We start from the raw sequence: 18543 nt of genomic DNA, 5'->3' as shown, positions 1-18543 counted from the left end.
CTTAGCCTAGTGATTCAATCATTTGGGCGAGTAGATGGATACCTTGTCTGAGGTAAACATCTTCCACCCGAGGTTTTATTTTCAAGTTTGTTTTTAAATCTTCAACCTCAGGGGTGTCCAGCATTCTCGAAAATTCTTTGTTTTCTTCTCTTAATTCAGCTTCTTCAATTTCCTTTTTCCTTATTGTTTCATTCAAGGAAATACGCGTATTTAGCTTTTCTTTTTCCAACTCATTGATGGTGTCGATGAGTTCTATCAAACCTGCATCGCTTTTGAGGCGTTGCCTATAGGTTTCCCTAAGCGATTCTATCAGTTTTTCATTGATCTTGCCAATTTCGTTGAACTGGGTAGCTTGGATTTTGTCCCAAGGCAAAGCATTTGGCTGCGAGCTTTCCCCGTATTCCTCAGCAGGATAAGCCGAAGGAAGTTCTATATCTGGCTGAACACCAAGGTGCTGGGTGCTACTCCCAGTGATTCTGTAATATTTGGCTAAGGTGAGTTTTATTTGCCCCAGTTCCACTTTTTCTTCGGGCAAAAACCTAGAAAGATCTATAAGGTGTTGTACAGTTCCCTTGCCGTAAGTGGCTTCGCCTATGATAACTCCGCGCTTATAATCTTGGATAGCCCCGGCAAAAATCTCAGATGCCGATGCGCTAAATCTGTTTATCAAAACAGCCATAGGGCCATCATACACCGTGTCGTTATCAGGATCGGTGCCAATATCTACCGAGCCATCGGCATTCCTTACCTGCACAACTGGCCCTTGGGGAATGAACAATCCTGTAAGTTCTATAGCCTCTTGCAAAGAGCCTCCTCCGTTTCTTCTCAAATCTATGATTACACCATCTACACGCTTCTTTTTGAAGCCTAGCAAAATGTTTCTGACATCACGGTTGGTACTTTCATAGTCTTTATCCCCTCTGCGTGCCGCCTCAAAGTTGAGGTAGAAAGATGGGATGGTGATCACGCCCAGTTTGTGTTTTTTGTTCTTGTTGGTGTACTCGATTATCTCGCCTTTGGCAGCTTGGTCTTCCAAGCGAACCTTTTCTCTCATGAGGGAGAAAATCTTGTATTCACTTTCACTTTTAGCATTGGCAGGCAAAACCTTCAGCGATACATAGGTGCCCTTGGGCCCTCTTAATAATGAAACAACATCGTCGGTTCTCCAACCATGCACATCCACAAAAGTAGTGTCATTTTCCTGAGCTACGCCTAGCAGCTTATCGCCTATAAATACCTCTCCGCTTTTGTCAGCAGGGCCATTTACGATAATCTCCGAAAAGACCACAAAGTCATTTTCCGAAACCAATCTTGCTCCTATGCCCTCTAGGGAAAGGCTCATGTCAATCTCAAAGTTTTCGGCAGCGTGGGGAGAAAAATAACTGGTATGGGGGTCATAGGCATTGGCAAGTGTGTTCATGTACATTTGGAACACGTCTTCGCTTTCGTATTGGTTGATAGCCCTGAGGTAGTTAGCGTATTTTTGGCTGATGCTCTCGTTGATCACCTCTTGTTCTTCTCCTGAAAGTCGGAGGCTTAGCGATTGGCTTTTCAATACTTTTCGCCATTCTTCTCCAAGGTCATTGTAACTCGTAGCCCAAGAATTCACGTTTTCTTCTGTTTCAATGTACTCATCTATGGAATAATCGAACCCAATTTCAAGGGTTTTGGGGATGTCGTTTACCCGGTAGCTAAATCTTTTTTTGAATGTATTGAAAACTTCAAAAGCAAAATCTACATTTCCTTTTAGCAGCAGGTCATCGAGGTGGTATTTATATTTTTCAAACTCTTTGATATCTTCTTCCAAAAAATAAATGTGATAGTGGTCGAAATTATCAAGGTAACTATCAAAAATCCGAGCGGAAATAGAATCGTCGAGGGGAGTTTTGCTATAATGGTGTTGGTTGAGGATAGCAGCCAAGATATAGGCTTCGTTGTAGTGTTCTTGGTGTGCCTGAAGCATAGTGAGGGTGTCACCAGCTTTTGTTACTATACTTGTGTCCATTGCACTTTCATGCGCAAGAGAGTAATTATTAGCGTTCAATAATGTGGTTACCAGCGATGCTAATAATACGGTTAGTATTATCTTTCTCATGTTCATCATAATGTTTAATCTTGCCAGATTTCGGATCAAATTAGCGATTTGGTTTATACTATTTGGGTATTAGATGTGTATGTTTTTTATTAGTAATTTTTAGTCATAAGCGATTTTGTTCTGGCAAAATAGTAATATGTATTTGTGTGTGTTTAAGCTTTGAAACGAATCAACAATAGCTGGTAACTAGATTTAGATGGTCTAATTTATACTGGGTTTTCAAAGTTGATATTCAAAAATACTGATAAATCTGTCATTTTTCTACACTCAGAGAGGTCGAATATTTATTGAAGGTGGAAAACCCTTTAAAATATGAGAAAAGCCATGTTTGGCGTGCCTCCATATATATGTGTAGATTTACTTGAGTTTATCATGCTATTTGTCAGTTTTTTTTTGCAGATCAGTCATAATTTCCTCTGTTTTATTCCTTTACCTTTCTCAAAACGTAAAACTCCTAGGAGTAAGCACATTTTCCAGTTAGACGTATTCATTTCTTTTTAATAATAATTGGGTTTGTGTAAATAAAGTATTTAAATACTTAAATAGTATATTTGTGTATGGCAGGAGTTTTTCAAATGAGCGAGGCGGCAAGTATTGCTATTCACGGTATGGTGTTATTGGTCAATGCCAAGGAGCCTCTTAATGCGATCCAAATAGCGGCGAAGACGGGTACATCTCGTCACCATGTAGCAAAGGTGTTACAGCGCTTGAGCAAGAGCGGTTTACTAGATAGTTTTAGAGGACCAAAAGGTGGGTTTGTGCTAAGTGAAGGAGCAAAAGATGTTACTTTTTTGGAGTTGTATGAAATAATAGAAGGAAAGATCACTATCAGTAAATGTCCTATGGAAAAGCAGGTTTGCCCTTTCAAACTGTGCATTATGGAAGGGATTACCAATAGGATGAACACAGAATTTAAAAAGTACCTTTCCGAACAGAGTCTGAATAAGTATATTCATTAAAATACAATAGATTTTTAGTATTTATCTTGCATATGAAACATTTTGTATCCTATATTTAGGTATTGAAATACTTAAATAACTTTTTAAGGCGTTAGTGTTTCTATAAAGGTTTGGAAATCAAACAAATGGAAAATGAGACGATTTTTTAAGAAACTTTTGCCCCCTCCTAAATGGAGATTGCCCGTCTTGGTATTGTTCGGGATTTTTTCAGGATTGGCTGCATATATTTTATATATATCCAATGCGCTGTCTTATCTTTCCGATGACCCTAAAACTTGCGTGAACTGCCATATTATGACTCCTCAGTACGTGACGTGGCAGCACAGTGCTCATAGGGAAAAAGCGACTTGTAACGATTGCCATGTCCCACACGACACGATCTTCAACAAGTATTTTTTCAAAGCGAAAGACGGCATGAGGCATGCTACCATTTTTACCCTAAGGGCAGAGCCACAAGTGATAAAGATGCACGACCCAGGCAAAGAAGTGGTGCAAGGTAATTGTAAACGCTGCCACGGTGGGCTCAACGAAAATGTATCGGCTATAAATGGGACGCTAGAAACGAGCAAACACGGAGAGGGCAGGCTGTGTTGGGATTGCCACCGGGAAGTTCCTCATGGTAGGGTCAACAGCCGCTCGGCAGTGCCAAATGCTCGTGTACCACTTCCCCAAAGCCCTGTGCCTGATTGGCTCAAAAAGCATGTGGAAAAACAGGCTGAGTCGAAGTAAGATTTTTAGTGATATCAAATAACCAAATGATAATTTTTTAGATACTTAAAGCAGATTAAAAATGGAAAGTCTGAGCAACAAAATAAAGCGCAAACCCTGGCTAGGCTGGGTAATGTTTTTTGCTACTATGGTAGTCGTATTTTTACTAGGCCTTTTAGCTTCAAGTATCGTAGAGCGTCGCGCCGAGGCTACCTATGCATACAAACCCAAGGTCGAGTTGGCAGAATTTGAGCCTCGGAACCAAGTATGGGGAGAAGCTTATCCAAGAGAGTACGATACGTATAAGCAAATGGCAGATACCTCGTTCAGGAGCTTTTACAACGGCTCGGCCATGATCGATATGTTGGAAGTAGACCCTCGTTTGGTGGTGCTTTGGGCTGGATATGGGTTTTCTAAAGATTATAACCAATCTAGGGGGCATATTTATGCGGTAAAAGACATTCACGAAACATTGAGGACTGGCGGACCAACTGGGCCTGGAGAAGGGCCTATGCCTAGTACCTGCTGGACATGTAAAAGCCCCGATGTTCCCCGCCTTATGAATGAAATTGGCGTAGCCGAATTCTACAAAGGAAAATGGGCAGATAAAGGAGAAGAAATCGTAAACCCAATTGGTTGTGCAGACTGCCACGATCCTAAGACGATGGATTTGAGGATAAGCAGACCAGCACTTGCCGAGGCTTTTGAACGTCAAGGAAAAGACATAAACGATGCTACTCACCAAGAAATGAGGAGTTTGGTTTGTGCCCAATGCCACGTAGAATATTACTTTAAGGGCGATGGCAAATACCTGACTTTCCCTTGGGACAAAGGTACTTCCGTAGAGGCAATGGAAGAATATTATGACGAGGCTAAATTTAAAGATTGGACACATGCTATAAGCAAAGCACCAATGCTGAAAGCTCAGCACCCAGGGTATGAAATCCACCAAACAGGTATTCACGCTCAGCGAGGTGTTTCTTGTGCCGATTGCCACATGCCTTATAAAAATGAAGGTGGCCAGAAGTTTACCGACCATAAAATTCAGAGTCCGCTTAACAATGTAGCGAACTCTTGCCAAGTTTGTCATAGGGAAAGTGAAGACGAATTGAAGAAAAACGTGTACGACCGTCAGGCTAAAGTAATCGAGCAACGCGACCAGTTGGAGGTGAACTTGGTGAAGGCACACATAGAAGCAAAGGTTGCTTGGGACAAAGGGGCGACTGAAGAGCAAATGAAAGATATTCTTCAAGATATTCGCCATGCACAGTGGAGATGGGATTATGCTGCGGCTAGTCACGGTGGCTCTTTCCACTCTCCAGTAGAGATTATGCGCGTGATCTCCAGTGGTATGGACAAAGCCCAAGATGCAAGGTTAAAAACTGCTAGATTGCTTGCGGCGCTAGGTTTCAATGAAGAAATTCCTTATCCAGATATTGCCACCAAGGCAAAAGCTCAGGAATATGTTGGGTTAGATATGGAAAAACTTACTAAAGAAAAAGAAGTCTTCTTAAACACATTAGTTCCCAAATGGCTAGAAGCCGCAGTGGAGAGAGAAAATAGCTGGGACAAGAACTAACCCGCACATAAACCATATTTCACAAGTCTAGTAAAAGTAGTATTTGCCACAGGTATAAAAACCTGTGGCACTAGCTAGCTTTTGCCCATAATAATGTCTTTATTGTGAAAACTGGTTTCGAGAATTAATTTCCAAAACGTTTTAAGCGTAGTTGAAATGAAAGAGAAAGTAGATAAAAGAGTGATGTGGGCTTTTCCTTGGAATTACAAAGAAGGGTTGGCCATTTCATTGGGGCTGTTTTTGGCGGGGCTTATGTTGGAAGTAGCCACTGCTGGCAGCAGTTTTAATGCTGCGGTGTACCCACTAAATGTAATGCTTGGGCTAGGACTTTTAGGATTTTACACATTTGTTTATATTTTTTTTAAAAACTCCCGCATCGTGAAATGGCTTTGTGGTGTTCCTGCCGCTATTTGCTCTATTTCATTGGTCACGTTCAATGTGCTCATCATGGGGCTTATAGCCCAAAACGATCCCAATGCTTCAGGTATTATAAAAGTATTTGGCTTGTCTGAAATGACGACTTCATGGATGTTTATTTTGGCTGTCATTTTCTTCCAAACCACTTTGGGGTTCGTCACGCTCAAAAGAGCATTTGATGGGATACTTAAAAACGGAGGATTTGTATTAAACCACCTTGGACTTTGGATAGTGATTTGGGCGGCAATCTTGGGCAGTGGCGATTTGCAACGTCTTACAATGGACTTGTACGAAGGGCAAACTGTATGGGAGGCGAAAGACGAACATGGTCACAAAATCCCGATGGATGTTGCTTTCAAGTTGGAAGAGTTCAACATGGAAGAGTACAACCCTAAGCTAGTGGTGATAGAAAGCGAAGATGCTAAAATAGTGGAAGATATCTCGAATAATATGCAGATGTTAGAAGAGGGGAAAAGCTTGAAAATGGGAGAGTTTGAGGTATATGTAGAGCAGTTTTTGCCTATGGCAGGTCGGGTAGAGGAGCGCTATGAAAGGGTGAATGAAATAGGCTCAGCTCCTGCGGCATTTGTAAAAACAACTTTTGGCGGAGAAGCAATTGACGGGTGGGTTACCTGTGGAAGCTTCATGAAACAAGGACAGTTTTTGAAATTGGACAACAAATATTCCTTGGCTATGTCGGTGCCCGAGCCAAAAAAATATACCTCTATTTGCCAGCTCTACACCAAGTCTGGGCAGAATGAACAGATCACCATTGAGGTGAACAAGCCTGTGAGCGCAGGTGATTGGAAAGTTTACCAACTCAGTTACGACGATCGCTATGGAAAATGGTCACAATTGAGCGTGATAGAACTGGTGCTAGACCCTTGGTTGCCAGTGGTGTACACGGGAGTGTTTATGATGCTTTTGGGCGGGGTTTACATCTTTTGGGTAGGAAGTAGAATTGGTAGCGAGAAGAAATAAAGTACTTTTCTCCGATAAAAAGCATACACTAAAACAAAGAGATTCAAAACGAAGATTTTTATTAAAAATATTGAACTATGGGATGGGTTAATTTTCCACTTTTTGCTGCTGTTTCAAGCCTGCTCTGGATTTCAAGTTCATTTGGGCTGAGTAAAGGAAACATGAAAAAGCCTTTGATGGAGTTGGTGTACCTCGTAGGCGTAGGCGTGTTTATCGCATTTATAGCCATGCTTTGGCAAGAGCTAGACCGCCCACCTATGCGCACTTTGGGCGAGACCCGACTTTGGTATTCTATCTTTTTGCCCATCATCGGTTACCTTATTTACAAAAGGTGGAATTATGTTTGGATATTGTGGTACAGTGTCGGGCTTGCCATTTTGTTTTTGGTCATCAACTACCTCAATCCCGAAACGCATGACAAAGCATTGATGCCTGCGCTGCAAAGCCCGTGGTTTGTGCCTCATGTCATCGTTTATATCTTTTCGTACGCTCTTTTGGCTGCTTCATGTTTGGTAGCGGTTAAAGGGCTTTACCACATTTATTTTGGTAAAATAGAAAAAGACTTTCTAAAACTTGCCGATAACCTTGTTTACATCGGATTTTCCTTTTTGACTTTCGGGTTGTTATTTGGTGCGCTGTGGGCAAAAGAGGCTTGGGGGCATTATTGGACGTGGGATCCTAAAGAGACGTGGGCGTTTTTGACTTGGATAAGTTATCTTATATACATGCATTTGAGGCATCATCATCCTGCCAAAAGAAAAGAAGCGCTTTGGGCTTTAAGTATCTCATTTTTAGTGCTTCTGGTTTGCTGGTTTGGAATCAACTATTTGCCCTCGGCACAGAGTAGCGTTCATACCTATTCAAGCTAGTTTTATCTTATTTAGAAAATTCAATACCTTATTACTATGAAAAAACATTTATTACTTATCTTGTTTTTGATTTGTTTGATGGCTTATTCGGGCTATGCACAAGAAGTTGCTACGGATGCTCCCAAAGATAAACTGACGGTAGATTTGATGATTCGTCCTCGTACCGAATTTAGAAATGGTGCTTTTACCTTACGTGATAAGGATGATGACCCAGCCTATTTTATTTCCCAGCGAAGCAGGGTGACTTTGGGCTATACCAGTGGTAAAATAAAAATTGGTTTAGGGTTTCAGAATGTTGCTGTTTGGGGCCAAGTAGGGCAGGTGACCAATAACAGTGGGTCTACTACCATGATCAATGAAGCTTGGGCAGAATACCTGTTTACACCTGAATTTAGCCTGAAAGTTGGTCGCCAAGCCCTGAGCTACGACGACCAGCGGATACTTGGCGGGCTAGATTGGCACCAAGCGGGTCGTTGGCATGATCTCGCTCTTTTCAAGTATGAAAAAGGCGAGACGAAGCTTCATGCAGGGTTGGCGTATAGTCAAGATGGCGAAAATAGATTGGGCAATTTTTACTCTTCCCCAGGGAATAATTACAAGTCCATGCAAATGTTGCGCTTCGAAAATGCGCTGGGCGAAGCATACAAACTTTCTGTGTTGGCGCTGAATACAGCTTTTCAGGTAGGTTCAGATTCTTCCATGGTAAGTATGCAGACGCTTGGCGCGAATATAGTGAAAACGAAAGGTGCATTCACCTTCACAGGATCAGCTTATTACCAAACGGGTGAAAATACAGCCAAGAGAGATGTGGGCGCTTGGATGGCGGCTATTTATGGCAAATATCAACTTACTGAAAAATTTGCGGTAAATGCGGGGACAGATTTCCTTTCGGGGCAAGATATGAATGCGGCGGGGAATGATTTTAACGCCTTCAATCCGCTTTACGGAACACACCACAAATTCTACGGACTTATGGATTACTTCTACGTAGGTTCCGCCCATGGCAATGTGGGCTTATGGGACAAATACCTTGGTGTTTCGGCTGCTGTTGCCCCAAAATTCAACCTAGCGCTTAACATCCATAATTTCTCTTCTGCAGGGGTGATTTTTGCAAATGGCGAAGAGCAGAGCAAAGGCTTGGGTACAGAAGCTGATCTTACCTTTACTTGGGGATTGGCAAAGAATGCCAAGTTAGTGGGCGGTTACTCTCAAATGTTCGCTTCCGATTCTATGGAGGTGATCAAAGGTGGGGGAGACAGCAGCTTGGGGCAAAACTGGCTTTGGGCTATGCTGATCATCAACCCTCGTATTTTTGAGTCAAAATAATTTTTATAACTATAATTTTTTAAGGATGGAAAACCATGTTCATATTCACGAAGTGTTACACTTCTTGGCAGATACGAAAAACGATTATACAGACGCAGGTTTGGTTGCAGAGGTGAAGGAAATGTATGGTGATGATGTGACTTTTGGTACTTGCGCCAACCATGCGCTGATACCAGAGCAAATAGTGGATTTTATGCTAAATAGAGGAAAAATCTTCAGAGATGGGGAGCTTATAAAGCTAAATAAAATGGAGGAAACCTGCGATTAATAAGGTTTTTATGATCTTCTTGAGCCTTTTGGAATATGTGGTTAATGGATTTTGATAACGGTTTGACGCTTTGGAGGTTTAAGAGAAGTGAGAGGTTGGAGGCTAGAAAAAAATGACATTTTGCAGTCTTGATTTTTTCTAACCTGTTTAGATCATGTTTAAATTTTTGCTTCCTGAAAACCAATATTTTATGAACCTGGCGTCACATTTCCGCATTCATTTATCCCGATAAACTCAATTGGAAATATATAACCAGAACCATAAACTCTTGATTTTCAGTTTACACAAAATTTTAAACATGCTCTTACTATTAACCATAAAACCTTCCATTACTTGAATTATCAAGTTTTATCATAAAGAGTGATTAATAATTATTAGAAACGTGTTCAATTTATCTAAAAATACGAATTTCCCTTTCAAAATAGCTGCGATTAATTTGGTGATTGTAGCTATTTTTGGATGTATTTTGCGCTTGCAATTAGTCTATCCTATCAAGGGACTGGTGTATCCATATTTGATACATGCGCATTCGCACTTGGCTTTTTTGGGCTGGGTGTTCATGGCGTTGTTCGTATTTTTGATGAAAGCCTATTTGCCCAAGGAAAGCCTGGTTTCAGGCAAGTTTTTCTACTTGTTTGTTGTCTTTCAAGTGGCAAATATGGGAATGTTGTTCACTTTTCCCTTCACAGGTTACGGCCTTTGGTCTATCGTTTTTTCAGCTTTGCATGCTTTCCTTTCCATGTGTTTTGCCACTGTTTTCATCAGAAAAGCGCAAATATCTCTTTCGGTAAAGCATTTGGAGTCCTTCCAGTTTGTGAAGTGGGGCTTGCTGCTGATGGTATTGGCAAACTTGGCACCACTTGCATTAGGGCCAGTTAAAGCCATGACAGGACAATCGGATTGGTATTACTTGCTTATTTACTTCTACCTCCATTTTCAGTACAATGGTTGGTTCACTTTTGCAGTGATTGGGCTATTGTTGTTTTTGGTGGAAAAGGCTGGGGTCAATTCTGACAATAGACTATTGAGAAGGTTTTTCATGCTAAGCTTGGTCTCCGTTTTTCCCACCTATGGTTTATCGGCTTTGTGGCTCGACCCAAGCTTTTGGATCTGGCTGATATCAGGAGTTTCTGCCCTTGTTCAGTTTGGAGGGATGTTTTATTTTCTTTTGTTTGTTATCCAAAACAAAAGGAAAATGGAAAATTTACTGAATATCCATGAAAAGGTCATCGTACTTCTAGCTGTTTTTGCCTTTATGCTAAAAAACTGTTTGCAGTTAGGTTCCGCTTTCCCCTTTGCCGCCGAATTTGCCTTTGCCAATCGAAGCATTGTAATCGGTTATTTGCACTTGGTGCTTTTAGGATTTGTGACCTTAGCTCTTTGGTTTATCGCATTTAAATTCAACCTGATTAATAGTGCAAAACCCTTAGCAAAGCTCGCCTCAGGGTTACTAGTGATGGGCTTGTTTTTCAACGAACTTTTTTTAATTCTACCAGCCATAGTCGGAGCTATTCCAAACTTGAGCCAAATGCTTTTAGTGGCTTCGTTGGTGATGCTTTTGGGCTGTGTCCTTTTTTACTTTTCAATCAATCATCGTCATGAAAGAGATTTATAAAAAAATACCCGTTTTATTTTTTGTGTTTCTATCGTTGCTTTTGGGTATTTGGTCTGGCTGGTTTCGGTTAGGGTTCCAATTGCCAGCGGGGAAAACCTTCATCACCCATGGGGCAATTATGGTGGGAAGCTTCTTGGGAACTGTAATTATGTTTGAGCGAATAGTCACCCTCAAAAAGACCATTTATTACCTTTTTCCCATCGTCAATGGGCTGAGCATCGTATTTTTCTTGCTGGGAGAAGTGAAGGTTGGCTACGGGCTTTTGTGTGCGGGAGGTGTAGGGATGAACATTATTTTTGGGGTGATAAATGTGAAATATCCACAGCTCCCTCATAAGATTATGTGGGTAGCAGCTATGTGTTGGTTGGTGGGGAACGTCTTGCTTTTTATGGATGAGGCCTATTTGCAGGCCATCACATGGTGGATGTCATTTTTGCTGCTGACTATCGCAGCCGAGCGGTTGGAACTGAATCAATTTTTGCCCATTACCAATGTGCATAGAGGGATCCTGCTTGTGCTGATGCTCTTTTTTGTGGTAGGGAGCGCATTGCCTTTCCACGGCTTGGGCAAAGCGATTTGTGGAGTCTCTATGGGCTTGATCGCTCTTTGGCTGCTCAAGTACGATATGGTGTGGAAGTCGGTCAAAAAGCCGGGGCTGCACCGTTACTCTGCGGTGCTACTTATCATGGGTTATACGTGGCTGCTCATTTCGGGAATGCTCATTGTAGTGAGTGATTACGCTGTCATTTCCTACGATGCACTGGTTCATACCTTTTTCATAGGTTTCATCATGTCCATGATTTTTGCCCACGGCCCTATCATCTTGCCAGGAGTTTTGAAGTTGAAAGAGCGTCCATTTCACCAGTCGCTTTATGTATGGGCAGTGCTGCTACAGCTGACTTTGCTTGCAAGAGTATTAGGTAGCTCCTTTCTTTATTTCCCCTTGCAACAATGGGCAGGAATCGGGAATGGGTTGGTAATCCTCGGTTTTATTATCAATATGAGGATCATTGTAGCGAATAACACGAAGAAAGCAAAGCTTAAAATGGCGAGAGGGTAGGGTTTGTATCAAGCATAAATTAACTTTTAGGCATGGAAGGCGAAGTGAATGACATATTTATTGGAATTTTGGCACTTTTGATAATATGCTTACCTATTAGCTTATTGTTTGTCATGGGTATTGTTGAAATAATTAAAGAACAAAGACTGAAAAGAAATGGGATAAAAACTGTAGGTAAGGTTGTAAAAAGGATTCCTGCAAGTTTCAAAAGCCAAAAATATGAATATGCATACGGCACTAAGGATACAGTAAAAACATCTGGTGGATACCTCTGTGAGGTAGAATATACTGACTCAGCAGGTGATACATACTTGTTTAGGACGAAAAAGGTTTTTATTAATGTTAATAGAAATGAGCTAGAGGTGATTTATTCAGAAGGTGATTCTACTGATGTAATGGTTGATGGCTTTTACAAGGTTGGAAATGTAAAATACTTTTGGATTATAGGCGGGTTGTTAGGAGTAGCGCCTGCAATTGCCATTGTTTTTCTACTGATAAGATTGGAATAAATAACTTTAGGGCTACCCATTTAAGTAGCATTTTATTGATTTAAAGTTTTTTTCACTAGGCGGGGCTTTTAAGCCCCGCAACAGTTGGTGTTTAAATCGGCTTTAGCCGAAACTAAATGATATATCGAGCAATGCCAGCTTTTAGTTTGGGCTAAAGCCCCTTAGGTTACGTGGAAGGGTACGGGGCATAAATACCCCGCCTAGTTATAAATAGTAGCTTGTTTTTACAAATAAAGGAATTGGGGTTGGTTTGACAAGAAAGGCTTCTTTAAAAAGGTAATGCTTGTGATAGAGTTCCTTTTCTTGCTTTTTATCAATCTTATAAGATGTTTTAGGACTAACCATTTAGGTGTCATTTTATTGATTTATGGGCTACTTCTTTTTAAGCCATCATTCTTTAAAACAATTTTTAACAGTATCAGGGCTTTGTTTTTAACAAAAGCGTTTCCGTACTATGTAAGTTAGTATATGTCATGCGCTTTAAAGGGGTCGCCCTAAAATACTTATTTGTATGAAAACCAACCGAACCTCAACTTGTGAGACACCCCTAGTTCGTACCTCCAGCGAGTGGTTTAAATCACTCGCTTTTGAATATTCCTCACTTAAATATACCCCGTAACCTTATACGCAGCCATTCCTACCATTTCGTGGATGATTTTGGTGACATTATGCAAGTTGCTAGCATCACATTCGAATAAGAACCACCAGTTCCAAAAGTATTTCATAGCCAAAAAGTCGGTACTAAAAACATCTGCATCTATCCCTACTTTTTCAAAACAAGCATCGGAGCGGCGCATATGGAAGGCAGAGGTAATAAGCACATAGTTTGTGCTAGCATTGTAGCCAAGGCTGTCTAGCATTGCTTTGCACATGGTGGCATTTTCCCTCGTATTTTTAGAAATATGCTCCATGATTATCACCGAGTCGGGCACGCCCCATTGCCTGAGTAAGTCGCCCATGGCTTGGGCTTCCGAGCCGCTTACGGAGCTGGTAAAGTGGTAATATCCACCTGTAACCATAAGCTTTTCCACCAACCCGTTTTTCCACAAATGTGCTGCTTGGATAAGCCTATCTGCTCCTCTTTTGGTATAAACCCTATCCGCTGGTTTGCGAAAGCCTTCGCTCATTCCTCCCAACACTATTCCCACATCATAAGGAGAGTTTAGCTCTTTCAGTGGCACGGCAGGGATTTCCCACCAGTCAACAAGCTTTGTTGCAAAGTAGGTGTTTGAACCAAAATAGAGAACAAGGATGGAACAAATTAGTGCTGCTTTTCTGCGGTTTTTCTTTTTGGTGAAAAGAGCAAAAATCAATAGGATAAATACCCAGCTTAGGGGCATGGCTACAAGGTAGATAGTTTTGGACAGTACGTAAAACATGTAAAATAGCGTGTTAGGTATGAGTTAGAATTTAAGATATTAGACTTTCAAAAGCAGCTACAAATTGCTCATTTTGTAGGTTCATGGCGCAATTGAAATGCCCTTTGGGGCAAGAAGACTTTCCATGCAAACCACAAGGGCGACAATCCAATTTTTCTTCAATTTCGACCAATGCTCTTTTTGAAGAAAGCGGACCGAAACCAAAACCAGGAATAGTGGAGCAAAAAACGGCGCAGGTTGGCGCATCTACCGAAGAAGAAATGTGCATGGGTGCCGAGTCGTTCACAAAGTTTGCCACAGAGTTTTTCATCAGTGCAGCAGACTGGAGCAAACTGAATTGCCCAGCTAATATTTTGATGTTTTCTTTATGTGAAAGCTCTTTGACTTTTTCGCAAGTAGCTATATCGCCAGGCGCTCCAAGTAAATAGATATTTCCCTCAAAAGGGAGTGCGTCGATCATACTTGCCCACTTTTCGGCTGGAAGTTGCTTGGTGTGCCAAACGGAGGCAGGGGCTACGCAAATGTAAGGAGATTGGGTAAGATTTTTTACTTTGTCAAAATCGGGTGGAGTAGGGTAGAGCCTCAAATTGGCTGGTTTCACTCCTTTAAGATCGGTGATGAGGGAATGATTTCGCTCTGCTTCGTGTGGTGGATTTGTAGCATCGGGGGCGATGTTGTGTTCGAAGTTCTTGCTGAAAAAAGCTGAAAGAGGGTTTTTGGAAAAGCCACGGGTTTCTTTAGCTCCAGAAAGCACGGTTAGGATGCCTGAGCTGGCAAATCGTTGTAAGTTGATGAACAAGTCGTATTTTTCTTGGCGGATATTGCCAATGAGCTTGATCAGGTTTTTGGTCTTGCCTTCTTTCTTGTTCCAAACTAAAACTTTGTGAAGCTTCGGATGTCCTTGGAACAAGCCTTCGTTGCCTTTGCGTAGTAAAAAATCAACCTGAGCATTAGGATAGGCTTTGGTGAGGCTTTCGATCAGGCCTGTAGCCAAAATCACATCGCCAATGAAAGCAGTTTGGGCAATCAAAATCTTGTTGTAGGTCTTTTGCATAAGACCACAAAAGTAAACACCTCGCCTTATTATAAAAATGCTTTTCTATTTGCTTCTAAAAGAAAGTTTTTACTCATAATACCTGTCGCCTAGACTGAGGTAATAATCTTCTTCTGCCCAAAGGATAAACTCAACCTGTCTTCTGGTGAGGGTAATGCCCATTCTTCTCAATCTTTTTTGAATTTCTACTGCCATGCTCGTTTTGGTTGCGCGGCATTTTTCGCTATATGTCAAGCTTGAGTAGTAAGATACTTTTTCATTGAGGATACGATGAATGTCTTCCATGGAGAATGCTTGTTTCAATTGCTCAGGAAGGTTATGAAAAGTATTGGCAATGATTGGGTCTTGGTTAAAAATTGTAGTAGTCATGGCTTTTAGTTTTTAGTTGCACCATTTTTTTATGATCTACTACAAAAGAAAACTCCCAGTCCGTAAGGGATTTACGGACTGGGAGTTAGTAATGAAAAATAAGTAATTTTTTGTCGTATGAAGTTTTACCTCCTTCTAGAACCACTGCCCGAAGTGCTCACATCTTGCCTAAGCATGATTTCTACCCTGCGGTTTTGCTCATTTTCTTGGAGCGAACAAGTTTCGCAGTCGTGCAATGGTTGGCTACTTCCATATCCACTAGAAATAATTCTGTGTTCCTCAACTCCTTTCTTTGCGAGATGGTAAAGGATGGTTCTGGCTCGGGTTTTGGAAAGGTCGAGGTTGAATTTTTCTGTATTTCTAGTGTCTGTATGTACTTTTACTTCGATGAATAATGACGGGTTGCTGTTAAGGAAGTTTGCTAAGTTATCTAATGAAGCTTCTTCCAGAGGTTTTATATCCGACTTGTTGTCACCGTATTTAATGCTATTAATTACCAGCCATTTGTCAAGCTCTACAGCTTGGAGTTTAAATGAGTTTTCGAAACTGCCGAATTTCTTAGTGAAAGCATCAAGTTCCGCTTTATCTGAGAAGTAGCCTTTTGCTTCTACAGTGACCGTGTACCAGCTCTCAGACTTGAGGGTGAAGGTATATTGCCCTTCGGGACCTGTGGTAACAAGCCTGCTTTTGTTGTTGCTGTTGTCAAGTAGTCTCACATAAGCTCCTTCTACAGGAAATCCATTGGAATCAAATACTTTACCTTTTGCCAACAAATCTTCACGTTGAAGTTCTAAGCCTATATTGTCGAGTGGAGTGAAATTGCCGAAAGTGGTAATAACTTGCTCTTGACCAATTTTATAGCCATTTTTAACACCAAACATCCTGTAAGCAGCATCTAAATCGAGCTTTATTTTATAATTACCAGCTTCATCGGTCACAGCGCCTTTCAGCTCATTTGTTTTCTCATCTTTCAATAATACCGATACATTGGCAATTCCGTCTTTTGTACCTTTTTCATTCACTTTACCTTCAATAAAAACATGCTTATTGAATTGGTAAATGTCATCTGTGCCTATACTACCATCTCTGTTGGAAGAAAAATATCCTGTGTAGCCACGCTGATCTACTACAAAACCGAAGTCATTTTTCTTGCTATTTATAGGGTATCCAACATTGATAGGACCTTCTCCGGTTTTGAGATTGTATTTAAAAATATCGGTACCGCCTAGACCACCGTGTCCATTAGAAGAGAAATATAGAAGGGTATCTTGGTAAACAAAAGGAAAGCCTTCTGAGCCAAGGGTGTTTACTTTCTTACCTAAGTTTTCGGGCTCGCCCCACTTTCCGTCCTCATCTTGTCTCGAAACCCAAATGTCTGTTTCTCCTCTTCCACCTTCTAGGTTAGAAGTAAAAAAGAGTGTCTTCCCATCGCTTGTAACAGCAGGGTGGGCAATAGAGTATTTATTGCTGTTGTGGGTAAAAGGTCTTGTTCTTATCCATTCTTCGCTGTCGGCAGCTTTTTGAGAAAAATACAAGCCGAGTTGGCTCAGGGAAATACCGCTTTTCGTATTTCGGGTGAAAATCATTTTCTTGCCGTTGTCATAAAATATGCTTGCCCCTTTATGATAATTTGGAGCTAATTTATTGTTGAACACAACAGGTTTGTCGAACAAGCCATCATCCATTAACCTACTGTAATACATCTCCATGAAATAAACACTATCAGGGTTAAAGTTTGCGTCATTGTCATCTTCAGGTCTTCTGTCTGAAATAAAAACAATCCCCCCATTGTATATGGTTGGGCTTAATTCGGAAGAGGTCGTATTTATCTTGAGGTGCTTGAGGACATATAAAGAAGAATCAACATAGAACTTTTCTATGTTGTAAATACTCTCCAGTTTTTTCACTACCCTTTGGTCGGTAGGGGCTAGTTTTCTATAAGATTCAAACCACTCCTTTGCATAGTTGTATTGCCCTAAGCTTTCCAATACTAACCCAAAGTGAAATTGAACTACTGGGTTGAGGGAGTTGAAATAGGCTGCATTATCGGCTATTTGCCTGAACCATATTTCGGATTCTTCGGGTATGTTTAACAGGCGGTAAGCCTCTGCTATTTTCAGTTTGACATCGTTGTTTGTGCTTTCTTTTTCTAAAACTTGTTTATAGAGGTCAATCGCCGCCGTATACGCTTCTCTCTGATATTCTTTATCAGCCTTTTTAAGAATAGCTTTTGTGTTAGTGATAAGCCCTTTGCGGTTGTCAACTTGAGCATTCGCCAAACTAAAAGCTAACAATAAAGGGAGTATTAAAGCTAAGAGATGTGATTTTTTCATTGGGTATCCTTTGAGTTTCAGTTCAAGTTACTTCGATTTTGGCTTTTTACCAATGCTAGTTAGTGTTGTTTAAAAAAACTTGGAAGGAATATTTCCAATTCCCCTCAGTATATCAAATCTGTAATTTAACATGATCTCATGTGAGCCGCTACTCACTTCTCCAATATTATTAGTAGAAAGATCGTAGGCGTATCCCATTTGTAATTTATTTGTGATCTGTAGCTGAGTAAGGAAATTTAACGATGTATTGTGGCGGTACGAAAGCCCAAACCTAAATACCTCATTGAAAATCAATGTACCATTAATATCAAAAGACATAGGCTCACCTTCCCTTCCTCTTATCAAGACACTTGGTTGAAACTTGATGTCATTATTGATATCCATAATGTAACCGGCAGTAAGTAGGTATTGCCTAACTTGTTTTATATCTACTGCTTCGTCATTGTTGTTGTAGATAGCTAGCTGAGGGATAGAAAACCCTAAGAAGAACTTGTTGCTTAAGTAGTAAAGCCCTGTTCCAAAACTTGGCATAAATACTTTCACATCCTCGCCAGTGAAGTTTGGGTCATTTGGGTTGAAAAGGTTGAGTTGGCTGTGGTCTTCCCTGTAGTCTAAAAAACCTCCCTGTATCCCAAGTGACAAAATTCCATCTTTTAGCGGAATGCGGTAAGCATAAGCCAATTGCATTCCCAGTTGCTTGGTAAATGCAACATTTTCGTTGAAAATGGTCATTCCTAAGGCTATCCTTTTACGGGGGATTGGAGAGTGGGCAGAGATGGTTTGGGAGTTAGGTGCTCCTTCAAAGCCTGCCCATTGGTGGCGGTAAGTGCCTGTCACACTGAGCGCTTCGTGCGTGCCAGCATAAGCAGGGTTTATTACCAAACCGTTAAACATATATTGAGAATAAATAAGCTGTTGCTGACCGAAGGCTAGGTTCGTGATAGTAAGGAAAGCAAGTAGGCTCAGTAAGTTTTTTATAAGTTTACCCATTTTGTTTTATCGTTAAATGGTATTGAGTCCAA

The 18543-nt window shown here is 40.9% G+C and carries 16 protein-coding genes; 10 read left to right on the top strand and 6 right to left on the bottom strand.

Annotation, left to right across the window (positions count from 1 at the left end):
- Nucleotide 1: 1 nt before the first annotated feature.
- The gene (locus R9C00_17845) at nt 2-2095 is read right to left on the bottom strand and encodes a carboxy terminal-processing peptidase (GenBank protein WPO33567.1); all 2094 of its coding nucleotides are present in this window, start codon (nt 2093-2095) and stop codon (nt 2-4) included.
- Between the two features lie 557 nt (nt 2096-2652).
- On the opposite strand from R9C00_17845, the gene R9C00_17840 reads away from it, so the two are divergent.
- The 10 genes from R9C00_17840 to R9C00_17795 all read left to right on the top strand — a co-directional run bounded on the left by R9C00_17840 (nt 2653) and on the right by R9C00_17795 (nt 12386).
- Complete coding sequence (locus R9C00_17840) at nt 2653-3054, top strand: Rrf2 family transcriptional regulator (GenBank protein WPO33566.1); 402 nt, start codon at nt 2653-2655, stop codon at nt 3052-3054.
- Nucleotides 3055-3186: 132 nt separating this feature from the next.
- Nucleotides 3187-3783: a cytochrome c nitrite reductase small subunit gene (nrfH, locus tag R9C00_17835; protein ID WPO33565.1), complete on the top strand. Its 597-nt coding sequence runs from the start codon at nt 3187-3189 to the stop codon at nt 3781-3783.
- Between the two features lie 61 nt (nt 3784-3844).
- On the top strand, nt 3845-5341 hold the full coding sequence (gene nrfA / locus R9C00_17830) for an ammonia-forming cytochrome c nitrite reductase (GenBank protein ID WPO33564.1): 1497 nt from the start codon (nt 3845-3847) through the stop codon (nt 5339-5341).
- 156 nt (nt 5342-5497) lie between these two features.
- Nucleotides 5498-6739, top strand: a complete 1242-nt coding sequence (locus R9C00_17825; protein ID WPO33563.1) for a hypothetical protein — start codon at nt 5498-5500, stop codon at nt 6737-6739.
- 77 nt (nt 6740-6816) lie between these two features.
- Nucleotides 6817-7608, top strand: coding sequence for a cytochrome c biogenesis protein CcsA (gene ccsA, locus R9C00_17820; protein WPO33562.1), 792 nt, complete (start codon nt 6817-6819; stop codon nt 7606-7608).
- Between the two features lie 36 nt (nt 7609-7644).
- The gene (locus R9C00_17815; protein ID WPO33561.1) at nt 7645-8934 is read left to right on the top strand and encodes an alginate export family protein; all 1290 of its coding nucleotides are present in this window, start codon (nt 7645-7647) and stop codon (nt 8932-8934) included.
- A gap of 25 nt (nt 8935-8959) precedes the next feature.
- Nucleotides 8960-9202: a DUF2492 family protein gene (locus R9C00_17810; GenBank protein WPO33560.1), complete on the top strand. Its 243-nt coding sequence runs from the start codon at nt 8960-8962 to the stop codon at nt 9200-9202.
- A 382-nt stretch (nt 9203-9584) separates the two neighbouring features.
- Nucleotides 9585-10817: a hypothetical protein gene (locus R9C00_17805; GenBank protein ID WPO33559.1), complete on the top strand. Its 1233-nt coding sequence runs from the start codon at nt 9585-9587 to the stop codon at nt 10815-10817.
- A complete protein-coding gene (locus R9C00_17800) occupies nt 10801-11877 on the top strand; it encodes a hypothetical protein (GenBank protein WPO33558.1) in 1077 nt (358 codons plus the stop codon). Before R9C00_17805 ends, R9C00_17800 begins: the two co-directional genes overlap by 17 nt.
- A 32-nt stretch (nt 11878-11909) precedes the next feature.
- On the top strand, nt 11910-12386 hold the full coding sequence (locus tag R9C00_17795; protein WPO33557.1) for a hypothetical protein: 477 nt from the start codon (nt 11910-11912) through the stop codon (nt 12384-12386).
- Between the two features lie 602 nt (nt 12387-12988).
- Here the strand turns inward: R9C00_17795 and R9C00_17790 are convergent.
- From R9C00_17790 to R9C00_17770, 5 genes are all read right to left on the bottom strand, one after another.
- On the bottom strand, nt 12989-13765 hold the full coding sequence (locus R9C00_17790; GenBank protein WPO33556.1) for a YdcF family protein: 777 nt from the start codon (nt 13763-13765) through the stop codon (nt 12989-12991).
- A 31-nt stretch (nt 13766-13796) separates the two neighbouring features.
- A complete protein-coding gene (locus R9C00_17785; GenBank protein WPO33555.1) occupies nt 13797-14819 on the bottom strand; it encodes a glycosyltransferase family 9 protein in 1023 nt (340 codons plus the stop codon).
- 69 nt (nt 14820-14888) lie between these two features.
- Nucleotides 14889-15188: a hypothetical protein gene (locus tag R9C00_17780; protein WPO33554.1), complete on the bottom strand. Its 300-nt coding sequence runs from the start codon at nt 15186-15188 to the stop codon at nt 14889-14891.
- A 125-nt stretch (nt 15189-15313) separates the two neighbouring features.
- Nucleotides 15314-17521 (bottom strand): carboxypeptidase regulatory-like domain-containing protein, encoded by a 2208-nt coding sequence (locus tag R9C00_17775; protein WPO33553.1) that lies wholly within the window; start codon nt 17519-17521, stop codon nt 15314-15316.
- 69 nt (nt 17522-17590) lie between these two features.
- A complete protein-coding gene (locus R9C00_17770) occupies nt 17591-18511 on the bottom strand; it encodes a type IX secretion system membrane protein PorP/SprF (GenBank protein ID WPO33552.1) in 921 nt (306 codons plus the stop codon).
- Nucleotides 18512-18543 lie beyond the last annotated feature (32 nt).

It is taken from the genome of Flammeovirgaceae bacterium SG7u.111 (assembly GCA_034044135.1).
Lineage (GTDB): Bacteria > Bacteroidota > Bacteroidia > Cytophagales > Flammeovirgaceae.
The sequence above is the reverse complement of the archived record's forward strand: the minus strand, read 5'-3'. Positions and strand labels throughout refer to the sequence as shown.